The following is an 18,670-nucleotide window of genomic DNA, read 5'->3' as shown; positions in this document are numbered from 1 at the left end:
AGGTCAGGACCCTTGATAACCCCGGCGCTGACGCAGCCATTCGAGGTCTTCGGGGCGGGTGACCTTGATGTTGTCCGCACGCCCTTCGACCAGCCGCGGCGCCTGGCCGGACCATTCCATGGCCGAGGCTTCGTCGGTGATCACCGCATCGGCTACCAAGCTGTCGGCCAAGGCGCGGTGCAAGGCGCCGAGGCGAAACATCTGCGGCGTGTAGGCTTGCCAGATCATGCTGCGGTCGACGGTTTCCACCACGCGACCACGCTTGTCGACGCGCTTGAGGGTGTCACGAGCCGGCACCGCCAGCAGGCCACCCACAGGGTCATCCGCCAGCTCTGCCAGGAGTTTGTCGAGGTCATCACGGCCCAGGTTGGGACGCGCAGCATCGTGCACCAGCACCCAGTCATCATCACTGGCGCCCAGGGCATTAAGATGCAGCAGCGCATTGAGCACCGAGCCCGAGCGCTCCGAGCCACCGTCCGCACGTTGAATGCGCGGGTCAGTGGCACACGCCAGGGCGGGCCAATAAGGATCATCAACAGCAAGACTGACCACCAGGCCCTTGAGCGAAGGGTGGTCGAGAAAACAGCCAAGGCTGTGTTCGAGAATAGTGCGCCCGCCCAGTTGCAGGTATTGCTTGGGACGGTCCGCGGCCATACGGGCACCGACGCCCGCGGCAGGAATCACGGCCCAGAAGGCCGGTAAATCAGCGTTCATTGGGCCAACTGGTAGAGGGTCTCGCCCTCCTTGACCATGCCCAACTCATGACGAGCCCGCTCTTCGACGGTCTCCGTACCTTTTTTCAGCTCCAGCACTTCAGCGTCGAGGACGCGGTTGCGCTCCAGCAGACGTTCGTTTTCGGCGTGCTGGTCGGCAATTTGCTGGGTCAGCTCTTCCACCTGCGCAAAGCTGCCATTACCGACCCATAGGCGGTACTGCAGGCCAGCCAGCAACAAGAGCAAGACGAGGAACAACCAATTGGGACTGCGCATCGAAATCCGGGTATCCAGTGAAAAAAGACCGTCATGCAAACCTTTTGCAGCAACTGATAGCACGAAGCCTGGAAAAACCAGGCTTGTGCTTGTCAGTCAGCAGATTAGCGCCGAAATGCCCACTGTCGTGAGATTTCCGACGCAATCCGCCGACTTTTTACCATTTACCGCTTAGCCGCGAAACTCGCCGCGACCGTTGTACTTGGCTTTACCCGCCAATTGCTCTTCGATGCGCAACAATTGGTTGTACTTGGACACACGGTCCGAACGGCACAGGGAACCGGTCTTGATCTGGCCCGCCGAGGTACCCACGGCCAGGTCGGCAATGGTGGAATCTTCGGTTTCGCCGGAGCGGTGGGAGATCACGGCAGTGTAACCCGCAGCCTTGGCCATCTGGATGGCTTCCAGGGTTTCGGTCAGGGTGCCGATCTGGTTGAACTTGATCAGGATCGAGTTGGCGATCTTCTTGTCGATGCCCTCTTTCAGGATCTTGGTGTTGGTCACGAACAGGTCGTCGCCCACCAACTGGATTTTCTCGCCGATCTTGTCGGTGAGGATTTTCCAGCCATCCCAGTCGGACTCGTCCAGGCCGTCTTCGATCGAGATGATCGGGTAGCGCTCGGTCAGGCCCTTGAGGTAGTCGGCAAAACCTTCGGAGTTGAACACCTGGCCTTCGCCGGACAGGTTGTATTTACCGTCTTCATAGAATTCGCTGGCGGCGCAGTCCAGGGCCAGGGTCACGTCGGTGCCCAGCTTGTAGCCGGCGTTGGCCACGGCTTCGGAGATCACTTTCAGTGCATCTTCGTTGGACGCCAGGTTCGGTGCAAAACCACCTTCGTCACCCACCGCAGTGCTCAGGCCACGGGCCTTCAGCACAGCCTTGAGGTGATGGAAAATCTCGGTGCCCATGCGCAGGCCTTCGGAGAAGGTCTTGGCGCCCACCGGCTGCACCATGAATTCCTGGATATCGACGTTGTTATCAGCGTGCTCGCCACCGTTGATGATGTTCATCATCGGCACCGGCATCGAGTACACGCCCGGAGTGCCGTTCAGGTTGGCGATGTGCGCGTACAACGGCAGGTCCTGGTCCTGGGCAGCCGCCTTGGCGGCGGCCAGGGAGACGGCGAGGATCGCATTGGCGCCGAGGCTGCCTTTGTTTTCGGTGCCGTCGAGCTTGATCATCGCGTGGTCCAGGGCTTTCTGGTCCAGCGGGTCCTTGCCCAGCAACAGGTCACGGATCGGGCCGTTGATGTTGGCTACTGCCTTGAGTACACCCTTGCCCAGGTAACGGCTCTTGTCGCCATCACGCAGTTCCAGCGCTTCACGGGAACCTGTGGAAGCACCGGACGGCGCGCAGGCGCTGCCGATGATGCCGTTATCGAGAAGCACGTCGGCTTCGACGGTGGGGTTGCCACGGGAGTCGAGAACTTCACGACCTTTGATGTCGACGATTTTTGCCATTGTTGTAAACACTCCAAAGTTGACGAAAACGACGCAGCTGAAGGAAATCTTTTGACCGACCGCAAGGGTGGAACAACAGGGCAGGCTTGCAGACGACAAGGCCCAGGCCTGGGGCCTGAGCATAAAGCGTGGGAAATTCTACCGGAGAAACGCCGCTTACGCGGTCTCTACCGTCGGAAAACTCTTGACCAGCTCGTCCAACTGCTTGAGCTGGGCCAGGAACGGCTCCAGCTTGTCCAGGCGCAGGGCACAAGGGCCGTCGCATTTGGCGTTGTCCGGGTCCGGGTGGGCTTCCAGGAACAGGCCGGCCAGGGACTGGCTCATGCCCGCCTTGGCCAGGTCGGTGACCTGGGCACGACGCCCACCGGCGGAGTCCGAGCGACCACCGGGCATTTGCAGCGCGTGGGTCACGTCGAAGAACACCGGGTATTCGAACTGTTTCATGATGCCGAAACCGAGCATGTCCACCACGAGGTTGTTGTAGCCGAAGCTCGAACCACGCTCGCAGAGGATCAACTGGTCGTTACCCGCTTCCACGCATTTGCTCAGGATATGCTTCATTTCCTGAGGTGCGAGGAACTGGGCTTTCTTGATATTGATCACAGCGCCGGTCCTGGCCATCGCGACCACCAGGTCGGTCTGGCGCGACAGGAAGGCCGGCAGCTGGATGATGTCGCACACCTCGGCAACCACGGCAGCCTGCTCAGGCTCGTGGACGTCGGTGATGATCGGCACGCCGAAGGCTTGCTTGATGTCCTGGAAGATCCGCATGCCTTCTTCAAGACCCGGGCCGCGATAGGAGGTCACGGACGAACGGTTGGCCTTGTCGAAGCTGGCCTTGAACACATAAGGGATACCCAGTTTCTGGGTAACCCGCACGTACTCCTCACAGACCTGCATCGCCATGTCGCGGCTTTCCAGCACGTTCATGCCGCCGAACAGCACCATGGGCTTGTCGTTGGCAATTTCGATGTCGCCTACGCGAATGATCTTCTGGGCCATCAGGGTTATGCCTTCTTCTGATGTTGCGTCAGTGCAGCTTTGACGAAACCGCTGAACAACGGATGACCGTCGCGCGGCGTCGAGGTGAACTCAGGGTGGAACTGGCAGGCCACGAACCACGGGTGATCCGGCGCCTCGACCACTTCAACCAACGCGCCATCGCCGGAGCGACCGGAGATTTTCAGGCCGGCCTCTTTGATTTGCGGCAGCAGGTTGTTGTTCACTTCGTAGCGATGACGGTGACGCTCGACGATCACGTCCTTGCCGTAGCAATCGTGAACCAGCGAACCCGGCTCCAGCAGGCAATCCTGCGCACCAAGGCGCATGGTGCCGCCCAGGTCGGAGCTTTCGGTACGGGTTTCGACGGCGCCGGTGGCGTCTTCCCACTCGGTGATCAGGCCCACGACCGGATGGCCGCTGGTGTGATCGAACTCGGTGGAGTTGGCGTCTTTCCAGCCCATCACGTTACGGGCGAACTCGATAACGGCCACTTGCATGCCCAGGCAGATCCCGAGGTAAGGCACCTTGTTCTCGCGAGCGTATTGCACGGCAGTGATCTTGCCTTCCACGCCACGCAGGCCGAAACCGCCGGGAACCAGGATCGCGTCCACGCCCTCAAGCAGCGCGGTGCCCTGGTTCTCGATGTCTTCGGAATCGATGTAGCGCAGGTTGACCTTGGTACGGTTGCTGATGCCGGCGTGACTCATCGCTTCGATCAGCGACTTGTACGCGTCCAGCAGTTCCATGTACTTGCCGACCATGGCGATGGTGACTTCGTGCTCAGGGTTGAGCTTGGCATCGACCACCGCTTCCCACTCGGACAGGTCCGCGCCATTGCATTGCAGGCCGAAACGCTCGACCACAAAATCGTCCAGGCCTTGCGAATGCAGGATGCCCGGGATCTTGTAGATGGTGTCGGCGTCTTCCAGGGCAATCACCGCACGTTCTTCAACGTTGGTGAATTGCGCGATCTTGCGACGCGAGGAAATATCGATCGGGTGATCGGAGCGGCATACCAGCACGTCCGGCTGCAGGCCGATGGAACGCAGCTCCTTGACCGAGTGCTGGGTAGGCTTGGTTTTGGTTTCGCCGGCAGTCGCGATGTAGGGCACCAATGTCAGGTGCATCAGCATTGCGCGCTTGGCGCCGACTTCGAAACGCAACTGGCGGATGGCTTCGAGGAACGGTTGGGATTCGATGTCACCCACGGTGCCACCGATCTCGACCATCGCCACGTCGGCATCGCCCGCGCCCTTGATGATGCGGCGCTTGATTTCGTCGGTGATGTGCGGGATCACCTGGATGGTTGCACCCAGGTAGTCACCACGGCGCTCCTTGCGCAGCACGTGCTCGTAGACGCGGCCGGTGGTGAAGTTGTTGTTCTGGGTCATGGTCGTGCGGATGAACCGCTCGTAGTGGCCCAGGTCCAGGTCGGTCTCGGCGCCGTCATGGGTGACGAACACTTCACCGTGCTGGAACGGGCTCATGGTGCCCGGGTCGACGTTGATGTACGGGTCCAGCTTGAGCATGGTGACTTTAAGCCCCCGCGCCTCCAGGATGGCCGCCAATGAAGCGGAGGCAATGCCTTTCCCCAATGAAGAAACAACACCGCCCGTGACGAATATGTAGCGCGTCATGAAAAACCCTAGAAGTCTGCGTTAAAGCGGTCCGAGCCGCCGGGGAAAGCGAAGAGAGGCCGAAGCCCCCGATCACCTGCATTAATCACAGTGCACCTTTCAAAAAAACCGCCGCGTTGTGACAGACCAGCAATGGAACACCGGTACGTTGATCGCTACACATTTTTTGGAATCGCCCAGCAAAGACTGCTTGGTAATCGGCAACTGCTGCGATTCAGGCGAATCCACAGAAGTTGTATCAAGAAGGGAGCGTAGTCTACCGGAAAGGCGCTATCAGCTCAAACCTTGATCGCAGGTCTGCGGCAACCAATGTAATTGCCCGTGATCTGCCGCGCCGGCCCATGGCCCCGCAATGGTTGGGACAGCCAGCAATTGCTCACCCCGGTAGACCAGCGGCAATCTGCCACGGACAAAGCCGGGCACGCCACTTTCGTTGAGCAGGCGCTTGAGGTCGCGACGACCTCGCCCCGGCACGTCGATGACTTCGCCGCCCTGCCGATAACGGATCACCAAAGAACCTGAAGGTGCCTCGCCGACAAATCGGAGTTGACCATTGCCGGGTAACTCCAGTGGATTTCGCGGATCGGGCCAGCTTACCGATGCGTCGGAGAATTCCGACCAAATAGAAGGCAACCACCAGATGCGCTCGCCGCAACGGTGTAACTCGCCGTCGGCCAGGCGCCAAACGGGCTGTGCATCGCCCCTGGCATCGCGCAGGGAACACCAGCCGGCCCAGTGGTCGCTGTCGGGCAGGCAGGTCAGTGGGTTCAGCCAGTGACGCAGGGCGTTGCGCTGGCGGGCGTCGGAAAGCTCGCGCAAGGGCGCCAGGGCCAAGGATGGCAAAAGCAACCAGGGCAACGCTGAAGGCCGATCGGCGGCGTTCAGGTCCATGTGCGCCAGTTCATCGAGCAGCCCCTGGGCTTCGTTGAGGTGTTCGGCAGTGCGGGCCAGACTTGAGACTGCCTGGGGCCAGCGCTGCGTGAGCAACGGAAAGACATGATGGCGCAGGTAATTGCGCGAGAAGCGTGGATCAGCGTTCGAAGGGTCTTCGATCCACTTCAAGTGATGTTGGTGGGCGTAGGCTTGCAGCTCGCCGCGGGCCACCTCCAGCAGCGGCCGCACCAGATGCCCCGCCGCCAACGTACGATGCGCAGGCATTGCGGCAAGCCCGCGCACGCCCGCTCCGCGCAGCAGGCGGAACAACAGGGTTTCGGCCTGATCGTCGCGATGCTGGCCGGTGAGCAGCACCTCCCCCGCCCCGATCACCCCGGCGAAGGCCAGATAACGTGCGTCACGAGCCGCGCGTTCAAGGCTGGCGCCGGGTTGTACCTGCACGCGCAGGATGCGCAAGCGCACGCCCAGGCTGTCGCAGACCGACTGGCAATGAGCGGGCCACGCCTCGGCGGCCGCTTGCAAACCATGATGAACATGCACGGCGCAGAGGGGCGGTAATGTTTCGGACTTTGCCAGGGTGGCCAGAAGATGCAGCAGCACGGTGGAATCGAGCCCACCAGAGAACGCGATATGCCAGGCCGGGGCATTGCGCCAGGGGGCCAGGGTTTCCAGAAGTCGGGCCGGCAGGATTGATTTCATCACAGGTTACCGCCGCAAATCTGAAATACGTCCGTCAAGCATACACAAAGCAAATGTGGGAGGGGGCTTGCTCCCGATAGCGGTGTGTCAGTCACCAGATACAGTGACTGATACTCGGCAATCGGGGGCAAGCCCCCTCCCACATTAAGTGACGGCGTCGGCTTAGAGGCCGTAGCTCATCAGGCGCTCATAACGACGGGCCAGCAGCGCTTCGTTATCGAACTTCTTGAGCATTGCCAGTTGCGCGCCCAGTTCGGCGCGGATGGTAGCGGCAGCGGCAGCCGGGTCACGGTGTGCGCCGCCCAGTGGCTCGGCGATCACTTTGTCCACGATGCCCAGGCCTTTGAGGCGATCAGCAGTGATGCCCATGGCTTCAGCAGCGTCCGGCGCCTTTTCGGCGGTTTTCCACAGGATCGAGGCGCAACCTTCCGGCGAAATCACCGCGTAGGTCGAATATTGCAGCATGTTCAGCTGGTCGCAGACGCCAATGGCCAGTGCACCGCCGGAACCGCCTTCACCGATCACAGTCGCGATGATCGGGGTTTTCAGGCGCGCCATGACGCGCAGGTTCCAGGCAATCGCCTCGCTCTGGTTGCGCTCTTCGGCGTCGATCCCAGGGTAGGCACCCGGCGTGTCGATGAACGTCAGGATCGGCATCTTGAAGCGCTCGGCCATTTCCATCAGGCGGCACGCCTTGCGGTAGCCTTCCGGACGCGGCATGCCGAAGTTGCGACGCACTTTTTCGCGCACTTCACGGCCTTTCTGATGACCGATCACCATCACCGGCTGGTCATCCAGGCGAGCGATACCGCCCACGATGGCCGCGTCGTCCGAGAAGTGGCGGTCGCCATGCAGCTCGTCGAATTCGGTGAAAATGTGCTGAATGTAGTCCAGGGTGTACGGACGGCGCGGGTGGCGGGCCAGGCGCGCGATCTGCCAGCTGGTCAGCTTGCCGAAGATGTCTTCGGTGAGCGTACTGCTCTTGTCTTGCAGGCGGGCGATCTCATCGCCGATATTCAGCGAATTATCGTTGCCGACCAGGCGCAGCTCTTCGATCTTGGCTTGCAGGTCAGCGATCGGCTGTTCGAAATCAAGAAAATTCGGGTTCATAAGCGTCCGTCTTGGGTCGACGGCCAAGGGGTGCCTGGCCAGCCGGTTGTCTATTCGCGCCCTACCTTAAGGGAGAGGCGCGGTTAGGTCGAGATTAAATGTTCAGCCGAGGTCAGGGGTGCTGACCGTCAACGGTATTGGAGGAAGACGTTGTCTCGCCCGAACTGGTCACGCAAAGCTTGAATCAAGCCGTCAGCCGGATCAATTCGCCAGGTCTCGCCAAACTGCAGCATGGCCTTGGCGTCATTGCCGGTGTACTCCATGGTCACCGGGCACGCGCCACGGTGACGCTTGAGCAGGTCACCCAACCAGCGTAGCTGATCGCCCTTGAGTGCCTCGGTCTTGACCTTCAGGCGCAGGCTTTCGGCCAGGTTTGTGCGTGCATCTTCCATGCTCATCACGCGCTTGATGCGCAGGCGCAGGCCACCGGAGAAGTCGTCGTTGCTGACCTCCCCTTCCACCACCACCATGGCGTCGGTCTGCAGCAGCGACTGGGCGGAGTGGAACGCGTCGGCAAACAGCGAGGCTTCGATCCGGCCCGAGCGGTCATCGAGGGTGATGAAGCCCATCTTGTCGCCCTTCTTATTTTTCATCACGCGCAGGGCGATGATCATGCCGGCGACGGTCTGGGTATCGCGCGCCGGTTTCAGGTCGATGATGCGCTGGCGGGCGAAACGGCGAATCTCGCCTTCATACTCGTCAATCGGGTGACCGGTGAGGTACAGGCCCAAGGTGTCTTTCTCGCCCTTGAGACGTTCCTTGAGGGTCAGATCCTTGGCCTTGCGGTGATTGGCATACACATCCGCGTCTTCTTCGACGAACAACCCGCCAAACAGGTCGGCGTGGCCGCTGTCATGGGTACGGGCGGTCTGTTCGGCAGCCTTGATCGCTTCTTCCATGGCGGTGAGCAACACCGCGCGATTGCGGTCGATATTGGCCTGGTAAGCCTTCGGTTCGTCATGGAAGTACGGGCCAAGACGGTCCAGCGCGCCGCTGCGGATCAGGCCGTCGAGGGTACGCTTGTTGATGCGCTTGAGGTCGACCCGCGCGCAGAAGTCGAACAGGTCCTTGAAAGGCCCGTCCTGGCGCGCTTCGGTGATGGCTTCCACCGGGCCTTCACCGACCCCCTTGATCGCGCCGAGGCCATAAATGATGCGGCCTTCGTCGTTCACCGTGAACTTGAACTCCGAGGCGTTCACGTCCGGCGCGTCGAGGCGCAGCTTCATGGTGCGCACTTCCTCGATCAAGGTCACGACCTTGTCGGTGTTGTGCATATCCGCCGAGAGTACCGCCGCCATGAACGGCGCCGGATAGTGGGCTTTCAGCCAGGCGGTCTGGTACGACACCAGGCCATAGGCGGCGGAGTGGGATTTGTTGAAGCCGTAACCGGCGAACTTCTCCACCAGGTCGAAGATGTTACCCGCCAGGTCAGCGTCAATATTGTTGGTGGCGCACCCCTCGATGAAACCGCCGCGCTGCTTGGCCATTTCCTCGGGTTTCTTTTTACCCATGGCGCGACGCAACATGTCCGCGCCGCCGAGGGTGTAGCCCGCCATGACCTGGGCAATCTGCATCACCTGTTCCTGATACAGGATGATGCCGTAGGTCGGCGCCAGTACCGGCTTGAGACCCTCGTACTGATAGTCCGAATGCGGGTACGCCAGTTCGGCGCGGCCGTGCTTACGGTTGATGAAGTCATCCACCATGCCGGACTGCAACGGCCCCGGACGGAACAGGGCCACCAGTGCGATCAAGTCTTCCAGGCAGTCGGGCTTGAGCTTTTTGATCAGCTCCTTCATGCCCCGTGATTCAAGCTGGAACACTGCCGTGGTTTCGGCTTTTTGCAGCAGGCTGTAGGTCGGTTTGTCATCCAGCGGGATGAACGCGATATCCAGCGGCTCCTCGCCCACCTTGGCGCGGTCGCGGTTGATGGTCTTGAGCGCCCAGTCGATGATCGTCAGGGTGCGCAGGCCGAGGAAGTCGAACTTCACCAGGCCGGCCGCCTCCACGTCATCCTTGTCGAACTGGGTAACCAGGCCGTCACCTTCTTCGTCGCAGTAGATCGGCGAGAAGTCAGTCAGCTTGGTCGGCGCGATCACCACGCCGCCGGCGTGCTTACCGACGTTACGCACCACGCCTTCAAGCTTGCGCGCCATGTCCCAGATTTCGGCGGCTTCTTCATCGACCTTGATGAAGTCGCGCAGGATTTCTTCCTGCTCGTAGGCTTTTTCCAGGGTCATGCCGACTTCGAACGGGATCATCTTCGACAGGCGGTCGGCCAGGCCGTAGGACTTGCCCTGCACCCGGGCCACGTCGCGGATTACCGCCTTGGCGGCCATGGAACCGAAAGTGATGATCTGACTCACCGCATTGCGGCCGTACTTCTCGGCCACGTATTCGATCACCCGATCGCGACCGTCCATGCAGAAGTCGACGTCGAAGTCGGGCATGGAAACCCGTTCCGGGTTCAGGAAGCGTTCGAACAGCAGGTCATATTCCAACGGGTCAAGGTCGGTGATCTTCTGCACGTAGGCCACCAAGGAGCCCGCACCTGACCCCCGGCCCGGACCTACCGGTACGCCGTTGTTCTTGGCCCACTGGATAAAGTCCATCACGATCAGGAAGTAACCGGGGAACCCCATCTGGATAATGATATCCAGCTCGAAATTCAACCGGTCGACGTAGACCTGGCGCTTGGCTTCGTAGTCTTCAGTAGTGTCTTTGGGCAACAGGACGCGCAGGCGATCCTCAAGGCCGTCGAACGACACTTTGCGGAAGTACTCATCAATGGTCATGCCATCGGGAATCGGGAAGTTGGGCAAAAAGTGCTTGCCCAGCTTCACTTCGATGTTGCAGCGCTTGGCGATTTCGACCGAGTTTTCCAGGGCCTCGGGCAAGTCGCTGAACAGTTCGGCCATTTCCTCGGCGCTTTTGAGGTACTGCTCTTCGCTGTAGTTCTTCGAGCGGCGCGGGTCATCCAGGGCGCGGCCTTCGCCGATGCACACGCGCGTTTCGTGGGCTTCGAAATCTTCCTTCTTGATAAAGCGCACATCGTTGGTCGCCACCAGCGGCGCGCCCAGCTTGTCGGCCAGGGCCACGGCGGCGTGCAGATGCTCTTCATCGTTGGGACGATTGGTGCGTTGCACTTCGAGGTAGAAGCGGTCAGGGAAAACCTGCATCCATTCGCGGGCCAGCACTTCGGCTTCCTGCGGATTGCCACCCAGCAGCGCGATACCGATCTCGCCCTCCTTGGCGGCCGAGAGCATGATCACGCCTTCGCTGGCTTCGGCCACCCACTCACGCTCGATAATGATCGAGCCATTGCGCTGACCCTCGATAAAGCCACGGGAAATCAGCTCGGTCAGGTTGCGATAACCCACGCCGTTCATCGCCAGCAGGCTGATGCGGCTCAGGGGATTATCCGGGTCCTTGTTGGACAGCCACAGGTCGGCGCCGCAGATCGGCTTGATACCTGCGCCCATGGCGTTTTTGTAGAACTTGACCAGGGAGCACATGTTGTTCTGGTCGGTAACCGCCACCGCCGGCATGTTCATGCCCACCAGGGTCTTGACCAGCGGCTTGATCCGTACCAGGCCGTCGACCAGGGAGTATTCAGTGTGCAGGCGTAGATGAACGAATGAAGCCGGCATAGTGATCCTGTGCAATAACTTGGAAACGACAAGGCCCGGGATTGTACCGGGCCTGGAGCAAAACATCAGCCTCGCGACTACACCTCGCTGAGGCTCTCGCGCAGCTCATAAGCCTGGCGCACCGGGGCAAACGAGCGGCGGTGGATCGGCGTAGGACCGAGTCGCGCCAGGGCTTCCAGATGAACGGGCGTCGGGTAGCCTTTATGGCCGCCCATGCCGTAGCCCGGGTAAACCAGATCGAAAGCCGCCATTTCACGGTCGCGGCTGACCTTGGCCAGAATCGACGCCGCCGCAATCGCCGGCACCTTGCTGTCGCCCTGGACCACGGCCTCGGCGCGCATCGTCAGTTTGGGGCAACGGTTACCGTCAATCATCGCCAGCCTGGGCGTGATATGCAGCCCTTCAACCGCACGCTGCATGGCAAGCAGGGTGGCGTGCAGGATGTTCAACTCGTCGATTTCTTCGACTTCCGCCCGGGCGATATGCCAACTCAAGGCCTTTTCACAGATTTCGTCATAGAGTTTTTCACGACGGGCTTCAGTGAGTTTTTTCGAGTCATTAAGGCCTAGGATCGGACGGTTCGGGTCGAGGATCACCGCCGCCGTTACGACCGCACCGCACAACGGGCCGCGTCCGACTTCGTCGACACCCGCCACCAGTTCGTGGGCTTGTGCCACCAGGCTGAAATCCAGGCCCATCTGCGTGCTCATAAGGCTTCCTGTTTATGGCCGATCAGCTCCAGCACGGCATCCGCCGCCTGGTTCGAGGCATCACGGCGCAAGGTGCGGTGAATAGCGTCGAAACCACGGGTCTGCTCTTCGCCGCCATCAATCAAGGGTAGTAGAGTTTGCGCCAGCGCTTCGGGCGTAGCATCGTCCTGCAACAACTCCGGCACCAGCAACCGTTGGGCCAGCAGATTGGGCAATGAAATATACGGGCTCTTGACCATCCGTTTGAGAATCCAGAAAGTCAGCGGCGCCAGGCGATAGGCCACGACCATCGGACGCTTGTACAGCAGGGCTTCCAGGGTCGCGGTACCCGACGCGATCAATACGGCGTCGCAAGCGGCCAGGGCCAGATGGGACTGACCGTCGAGCAGGGTCAGCGGCAGGTTGCGCCCTTGCAGCAGTGTTTCAATTTGCGCGCGACGCTGCGGGCTGGCGCACGGCAGCACAAAACGAACGCCGGGCTTGAGTGCCTGCAGACGTTCGGCGGCATCAAAAAACAGGCTGCCCAGTCGTCCGACCTCGCCCCCCCGGCTACCCGGCATCAGTGCGACCAGCGGGCCGGCGACCAGCCCCAGTTCAGTACGCGCCGCGTAACGGTCAGCCTGCAAAGGAATGGCATCGGCCAGGGTATGGCCGACGAACCGCACCGGCACGCCCTTCTCTTCGTAGAATCTGGCCTCGAACGGCAGCAGGGTCAGCATCAAGTCGCAGCCTTCGCGAATCTTGAGCACACGCTTTTGCCGCCACGCCCATACGGACGGGCTGACATAGTGCACGGTCTTGATCCCGGCCTGGCGCAGCTTGAGTTCAATGTTGAGGGTGAAGTCCGGGGCATCGATACCGATAAAGACGTCGGGCCTTTCGTCGATCAGCGTCTGGATCAGCAGCTTGCGCCGCGCGAGCAATTCACGCAGGCGCCCCAGCACTTCGACCAACCCCATGACCGACAGGCGCTCCATCGGAAAGTAGGAAGTGAGGCCTTCGGCCTGCATCAAGGGGCCGCCGACGCCGATAAACTCGATGGCCGGGTGCCGAACTTTCAGCGCCCGCATCAGGCCGGCGCCGAGAATATCGCCGGAAGCTTCCCCGGCGACCAATGCGATACGCAACTTGGCCATGATCAGCGGGTAATGCCGCGAGTCGACGCCTGGATCGAGTCACGAAACACCGCGACTTCCGGGAACGACGCTGCCGGCTCGGTCAGTTCGATCAAGGCCTGCTCAACCGTCAGCCCTTGACGGTAAACCGTCTTGTAGGCGCGGCGCAGGGCCTGGATTGCGTCGTCGCTGAAACCGCGACGGCGCATGCCTTCGAAATTCATGCTGCGCGCTTCGGCAGGGTTGCCGAACACCGTGACGAATGCAGGGACATCCTTGCCGATGGCGGTGCCCATGCCGGAAAAGCTGTGGGCGCCGATATGGCAGTATTGATGCACCAGGGTGAAACCGGACAGGATTGCCCAGTCATCCACATGCACATGCCCGGCCAACGCAGTGTTATTGACCAGGATGCAATGGTTGCCAATCACGCTGTCGTGGCCGATATGCGCATAGGCCATCACCAGGTTGTGATCACCCAGCGTGGTCTCGGCACGGTCCTGCACGGTGCCGCGGTGAATGGTCACGCCTTCACGGATGATGTTGTGGTCACCGATGACCAGCCGTGTTTCTTCACCCTTGTACTTCATGTCCGGGGTGTCTTCGCCTACCGAGGAAAACTGGTAGATGCGATTGTGTTTGCCAATGCGGGTCGGACCCTTGAGGATCACGTGTGGCCCGATGACAGTCCCCTCGCCGATTTCCACACCTGCGCCGACGATCGACCAGGGGCCGACCTCAACGTCGGCGGCCAGTACGGCCGACGGATCGATGATTGCGCGAGGGTCAATCAAACTCATAGTTTGCGTTCCGCACAGATGATCTCGGCAGAGCACACCGGCTTGCCATCCACCGAAGCCTGGCATTCGAACTTCCAGATCTGGCGCTTGCAGCTGATGAACTTGGCTTCCAGGATCAACTGGTCACCCGGAGTGACCGGATTGCGGAAACGCAACTTGTCGGAACCCACGAAATAGTAAAGCGTGCCGTCGGCAGGCTTGAGGTCAAGCATTTTGAAACCAAGGATACCGGCAGCCTGGGCCATTGCTTCGATGATCAACACGCCCGGCATGATGGGATGCGCAGGAAAGTGACCATTGAAAAACGGTTCGTTGATGCTGACATTCTTGTAGGCACGAATGCGCTTTTCCTCAACATTGAGGTCCACTACACGATCCACCAGCAGGAACGGATAACGGTGAGGCAGGTATTCGCGAATCTCGTTGATGTCCATCATTTCGGGGGGAAGCCTGTAATAAAGATTGGGGGCAGGCGGACTAAAAGCACGCCCCGCTAGCAAATCAAGGAGGCAGTCTATCGGCTGTGCACACTTGATATGGAAATGGTATCAGCCTTCTGATGAAGCATCACCGCCAGGGGTCACGTCCCCAACACGCTTTTCCAGCTGTTTGAGACGTCGAGCCATGTCGTCGAGCTGTCTCAGACGCGCCGCACTCTTGCGCCATTCAGCTGCTGGCTGCATGGCGGTACCGGATGAATAAGACCCTGGCTCGGTAATCGAGTGAGTGACCATGGTCATGCCGGTGATATAGACGTTGTCGCAAATATCAATATGCCCCACCAGCCCTACGCCACCAGCGAGCATGCAATGCTTGCCGATCCTGGTGCTGCCGGATATCCCCACGCAGGCCGCCATGGCGGTGTGGTCGCCAATCTGCACGTTGTGGGCGATCTGGATCTGGTTGTCGAGCTTCACGCCATTGCCAATCACGGTGTCGGCCAAGGCCCCGCGATCAACAGCAGTGTTCACACCGATTTCCACGTCGTCGCCGATCAATACACCGCCGACTTGAGCAACCTTGTGCCAAATACCTTTGGAGTTGGCAAAACCAAAACCTTCCCCTCCGATCACAGCGCCCGACTGAATGACCACTCTCTTACCGATACGCACATCGTGGTAGAGGGTCACACGGGGAGCCAGCCAGCCATCGACACCGATTTCACAACGCGCACCGATAAAGCAATGCGCACCGATCGTCACACCTGCGCCAATGCGCGCGCCGCTCTCGATCACTGCAAATGCGCCAATGCTGGCCGCAGGATCAACCTGGGCATCGTCGGCGATGACCGCAGACGAGTGAATGCCGGCACTGGCTTTAGGTTTCGGGTCGAACAGGTGCGACACCTTGGCATACGCCAGGTAAGTGTCGGCCACCACCAGCGCGTCCCCCGTAAACCCTTCAGCATCGGCTGCCGTCAGCAACACGGCGGCTGCCTGGCTATCGACCAGGTATTTACGGTATTTGGGGTTTGCAAGGAAGCTCAACTGAGCTGGGCCAGCCTCCTGCAAGGTGGCTAGCCCAGTGATTTCCTTCTCCTTGGAGCCACGCAAGGTGGCCCCCAGGAACTCGGCCAACTCGCCGAGCTTGATAGTCGCAGTCATGGTTTACTTCAGCTGGTTCATGCGCTCGATCACCTGGCGGGTGATGTCGTATTGAGGCTTGACGTCAATCACGGCGCCACGTTCGAACACCAGGTCAAAGGCACCCTTCTTGATGACTTCTTCCACGGCGCTGTCGAGCTTGGGCTTGAGCTGCTTGAGCATTTCGCGGTCGGCAACCGCCTTGGCTTCGTTCAGCTCCTTGGACTGGAACTGGTAGTCACGGGCCTTTTGCTTGAACTCAAGCTCCAGACGTTCGCGCTCGCCTTGCTGCATCTTGTCGCCACCGGCAACCAGACGGTCCTGGATGCCCTTGGCGCTGCTTTCCAGGGTTTTGAGCTTGGTCAGTTGCGGACCGAATTTCTTCTCGGCATCCACGGCGTAACGCTTGGCCGCATCAGATTCCAGAAGGGCCATCTGATAGTTCAGCACGGCAATTTTCATTTCGGCGAAGGCCGGGGTGGTTACCAGCACAGTGGCCAGCAGGACCAATTGAGTCAACTTACGCACGATGTACTCCTACAGAATCCGTTGTCGTTATCTTAGGTCAGACGCTTAGAACGTCTGGCCAAGGGAGAATTGGAAAATCTGGGTTTCAGCGTTATCCGGTTTCTTGATCGGCATGGCCAGAGCAAAGCTCAATGGGCCCAGCGCAGTCACCCAGGTCACACCCACACCCACGGAGCTCGCCAGATTGCTGAGACTCACGTCGTTGCACTGGGTGTTGGACCGCGAACCGTTCGGGTTGGTGATCTGTTCACATTTGGAGTCGAACACGTTACCCACATCCCAGAAGACCGAAGTACGCAGGGAACGCTGATCTTTCACGAATGGCAGCGGGAACAGAATTTCCGCACCGCCCTGGATCAGCACGTTACCGCCGAATGGCAGCGGCTTGTTGTCGGAGTCCACTCGCGTGCCCTGGTTACCCGTAAAGGCCTCGCCACGGCTCGGCGTACCACGAGGACCCAGGGTGCTGTCCTTGAAGCCACGTACCGAGTTGAAGCCACCCGCGTAGTAGTTTTCATAGAACGGCAAGCCATCGGTCGAACCATAACCGTCGCCATAACCCAGTTCGGTGTGCAGGCGCATGGTGTAGTTGTCGCTCAACGGCTGGAACAACTGGCCGCGATAATCGAGCTTGAAGAACGACAGGTCGCTGCCCGGCGTGGTGACTTCCGCGGTCAGGCTCTGGGAATGGCCACGGGTTGCCAGTACACCTTTGTTCAGGGTCGACTCGGACCAGCCGGCAGACGCCTTGAAGTTCAGGAACTTGTCGCCTTCACGGCGGGTGAAGTCGAAAATCTCATCCACGGTGTACACACCGGTCTTGATCTCATCCTGCTGCGCGGTCAGGCCGAAGGTGAGACGCGAGGTCTCGCTGATCGGGTAACCCACGTTCACACCGGCGCCGAGGCTGTCGATCGCGTAGCTTGCAACGTCAACGTCGAGGTCTTTGTAGTCGGTGGTGCGATAGAAGGCGTTGTAGCCCAGGCTCACACCGTCTGCAGTCCAGTAGGGGTCGGTATAGCCGAAGTTGTATCGGCTCTGGTATTCGCTTCGGGTCAGGCCGATGGAGACACGGTTACCGGTACCGAGGAAGTTGTTCTGGGTGATGGAACCGCCCAGGATCAAACCGGCACTCTGTGCGAAACCGACGCTGGCGGTGATCGAGCCCGAGGCTTGTTCTTCAACGGCGTAGTTCACGTCAACCTGGTCATCCACACCCGGTACGGCCGGGGTTTCAACGTTGACTTCCTTGAAGAAGCCCAGGCGTTCGAGTCGGGTCTTGGATTGGTCGATCAGGTAAGTCGACGCCCAGCCACCTTCCATCTGGCGCATTTCACGACGCAGCACTTCGTCCGAGGACTTGGTATTGCCACGGAAGTTGATGCGGTTGACATAGGCACGCTTGCCCGGATCGACGACGAACGTGATGTCCACGGTGTGGTCTTCATCGTTCGGGGTCGGCACGCCGTTGACGTTGGCGAAGGTGTAGCCTTCGTTACCCAGGCGACGGGTGATCAGCTCGGACGTGGTGGTCATCAGCTTGCGCGAAAACACCTGGTCCTTCTGGACCAGCAACAGGGACTTGACCTGGTCTTCAGGTACTTTCAGGTCACCGCTGAGCTTGACGTCACGAACCTTGTACTTCTCGCCTTCGTTGACGTTGACAGTGATGTAGACGTGCTTCTTGTCCGGGGTGATGGACACCTGGGTCGAAGCGATGTCCATATTGATGTAGCCACGGTCCAGGTAGTAGGAGCGCAGGCGTTCCAGGTCGCCGGACAATTTCTCACGGGCGTACTTGTCATCATTCTTGAAGAATGACAACCAGTTGGTGGTCTTGAGTTCGAACAGGCCGATCAGGTCTTCATCAGCGAACTTGGTGTTGCCCACCACGTTGATGTGCTGGATGGCCGCCACGGTGCCTTCGTTGATGTTGACCTTCAGGCCTACCCGGTTACGCGGCTGCGGAATCACTTCCGTGTCCACGCTCGCCGAGTAGCGGCCCTGGGCAACGTACTGGCGTTGCAGTTCGTTACGCACACCTTCAAGGGTGGCGCGCTGGAAGATCTCGCCCTCGGCCAGGCCCGACTGCTTCAACCCTTTCATCAGGTCTTCAGTGGAGATGGCCTTGTTGCCCTCGATCGTGATACTCGCGACCGAAGGCCGCTCGACGACGGTGATGACCAGGACATTGCCTTCGCGACCCAGTTGGATATCTTGAAAGAACCCGGTTTTGAACAGCGCACGAGTGGATTCCACCAGGCGACGATCATCAGCCTGTTCCCCGACGTTCAACGGCAAGGCACCAAAGACGCTACCCGCGGAAACCCGCTGGAGGCCGTTGACGCGAATATCGGAGATGGTGAAGGACTCGGCGTGAACTTCGGCGATCATCAATACGGTGAGAACCGCAGTTAGCAGCAGACGTTTCATGAAGTCCTTTCTTATTCCAACTGGCAATAAACAAACTGCCGCAAAATGCGGCAGATTCG

At 59.9% G+C, this 18,670-nt stretch carries 15 protein-coding genes; all 15 read right to left on the bottom strand.

Features of this window, described 5'->3' with window-relative positions; translation table 11 throughout:
- Positions 1-3: 3 nt before the first annotated feature.
- The 15 genes from ispD to bamA all read right to left on the bottom strand — a co-directional run bounded on the left by ispD (position 4) and on the right by bamA (position 18,611).
- Complete coding sequence (gene ispD, locus BFP89_RS14305) at positions 4-714, bottom strand: 2-C-methyl-D-erythritol 4-phosphate cytidylyltransferase (RefSeq protein WP_065886102.1); 711 nt, start codon at positions 712-714, stop codon at positions 4-6.
- On the bottom strand, positions 711-989 hold the full coding sequence (gene ftsB, locus BFP89_RS14300) for a cell division protein FtsB (RefSeq protein WP_057723188.1): 279 nt from the start codon (positions 987-989) through the stop codon (positions 711-713). Before ftsB ends, ispD begins: the two co-directional genes overlap by 4 nt.
- 171 nt (positions 990-1,160) lie before the next feature.
- Positions 1,161-2,450 (bottom strand): phosphopyruvate hydratase, encoded by a 1,290-nt coding sequence (eno, locus tag BFP89_RS14295; protein WP_065880069.1) that lies wholly within the window; start codon positions 2,448-2,450, stop codon positions 1,161-1,163.
- A 156-nt stretch (positions 2,451-2,606) separates the two neighbouring features.
- Entirely contained in the window at positions 2,607-3,452 is an 846-nt protein-coding gene (gene kdsA, locus BFP89_RS14290; protein ID WP_065886101.1) for a 3-deoxy-8-phosphooctulonate synthase, read from the bottom strand.
- 5 nt (positions 3,453-3,457) lie between these two features.
- Positions 3,458-5,089 carry a CTP synthase gene (locus BFP89_RS14285; RefSeq protein WP_065886100.1) on the bottom strand — a complete coding sequence of 544 codons (1,632 nt, stop codon included), beginning with the start codon at positions 5,087-5,089 and terminating at the stop codon, positions 3,458-3,460.
- A 273-nt stretch (positions 5,090-5,362) separates the two neighbouring features.
- Entirely contained in the window at positions 5,363-6,682 is a 1,320-nt protein-coding gene (gene tilS, locus BFP89_RS14280; protein ID WP_065886099.1) for a tRNA lysidine(34) synthetase TilS, read from the bottom strand.
- A 162-nt stretch (positions 6,683-6,844) separates the two neighbouring features.
- Entirely contained in the window at positions 6,845-7,792 is a 948-nt protein-coding gene (locus tag BFP89_RS14275; protein ID WP_065886098.1) for an acetyl-CoA carboxylase carboxyltransferase subunit alpha, read from the bottom strand.
- A 128-nt stretch (positions 7,793-7,920) separates the two neighbouring features.
- Positions 7,921-11,442, bottom strand: coding sequence for a DNA polymerase III subunit alpha (gene dnaE / locus BFP89_RS14270; RefSeq protein ID WP_065886097.1), 3,522 nt, complete (start codon positions 11,440-11,442; stop codon positions 7,921-7,923).
- A gap of 77 nt (positions 11,443-11,519) precedes the next feature.
- A complete protein-coding gene (gene rnhB / locus BFP89_RS14265; RefSeq protein WP_065886096.1) occupies positions 11,520-12,152 on the bottom strand; it encodes a ribonuclease HII in 633 nt (210 codons plus the stop codon).
- Positions 12,149-13,288, bottom strand: a complete 1,140-nt coding sequence (gene lpxB, locus BFP89_RS14260) for a lipid-A-disaccharide synthase (RefSeq protein WP_065886095.1) — start codon at positions 13,286-13,288, stop codon at positions 12,149-12,151. The genes rnhB and lpxB overlap by 4 nt, the downstream gene beginning before the upstream one ends.
- A 2-nt stretch (positions 13,289-13,290) precedes the next feature.
- Positions 13,291-14,067, bottom strand: coding sequence for an acyl-ACP--UDP-N-acetylglucosamine O-acyltransferase (gene lpxA, locus BFP89_RS14255; protein ID WP_065886094.1), 777 nt, complete (start codon positions 14,065-14,067; stop codon positions 13,291-13,293).
- Positions 14,064-14,504, bottom strand: coding sequence for a 3-hydroxyacyl-ACP dehydratase FabZ (gene fabZ / locus BFP89_RS14250; protein ID WP_003172281.1), 441 nt, complete (start codon positions 14,502-14,504; stop codon positions 14,064-14,066). The genes lpxA and fabZ overlap by 4 nt, the downstream gene beginning before the upstream one ends.
- Positions 14,505-14,615: 111 nt before the next feature.
- A complete protein-coding gene (lpxD, locus tag BFP89_RS14245; protein ID WP_065886093.1) occupies positions 14,616-15,671 on the bottom strand; it encodes a UDP-3-O-(3-hydroxymyristoyl)glucosamine N-acyltransferase in 1,056 nt (351 codons plus the stop codon).
- Positions 15,672-15,674: 3 nt separating this feature from the next.
- Entirely contained in the window at positions 15,675-16,178 is a 504-nt protein-coding gene (locus tag BFP89_RS14240) for an OmpH family outer membrane protein (RefSeq protein ID WP_003189173.1), read from the bottom strand.
- A gap of 45 nt (positions 16,179-16,223) precedes the next feature.
- Complete coding sequence (bamA, locus tag BFP89_RS14235) at positions 16,224-18,611, bottom strand: outer membrane protein assembly factor BamA (RefSeq protein WP_065886092.1); 2,388 nt, start codon at positions 18,609-18,611, stop codon at positions 16,224-16,226.
- Positions 18,612-18,670: the final 59 nt, after the last annotated feature.

This window comes from Pseudomonas sp. 31 R 17, assembly GCF_900004915.1.
Taxonomy (GTDB): domain Bacteria; phylum Pseudomonadota; class Gammaproteobacteria; order Pseudomonadales; family Pseudomonadaceae; genus Aquipseudomonas; species Aquipseudomonas orientalis_A.
This window is presented reverse-complemented; position numbering and strand designations above follow the sequence as displayed.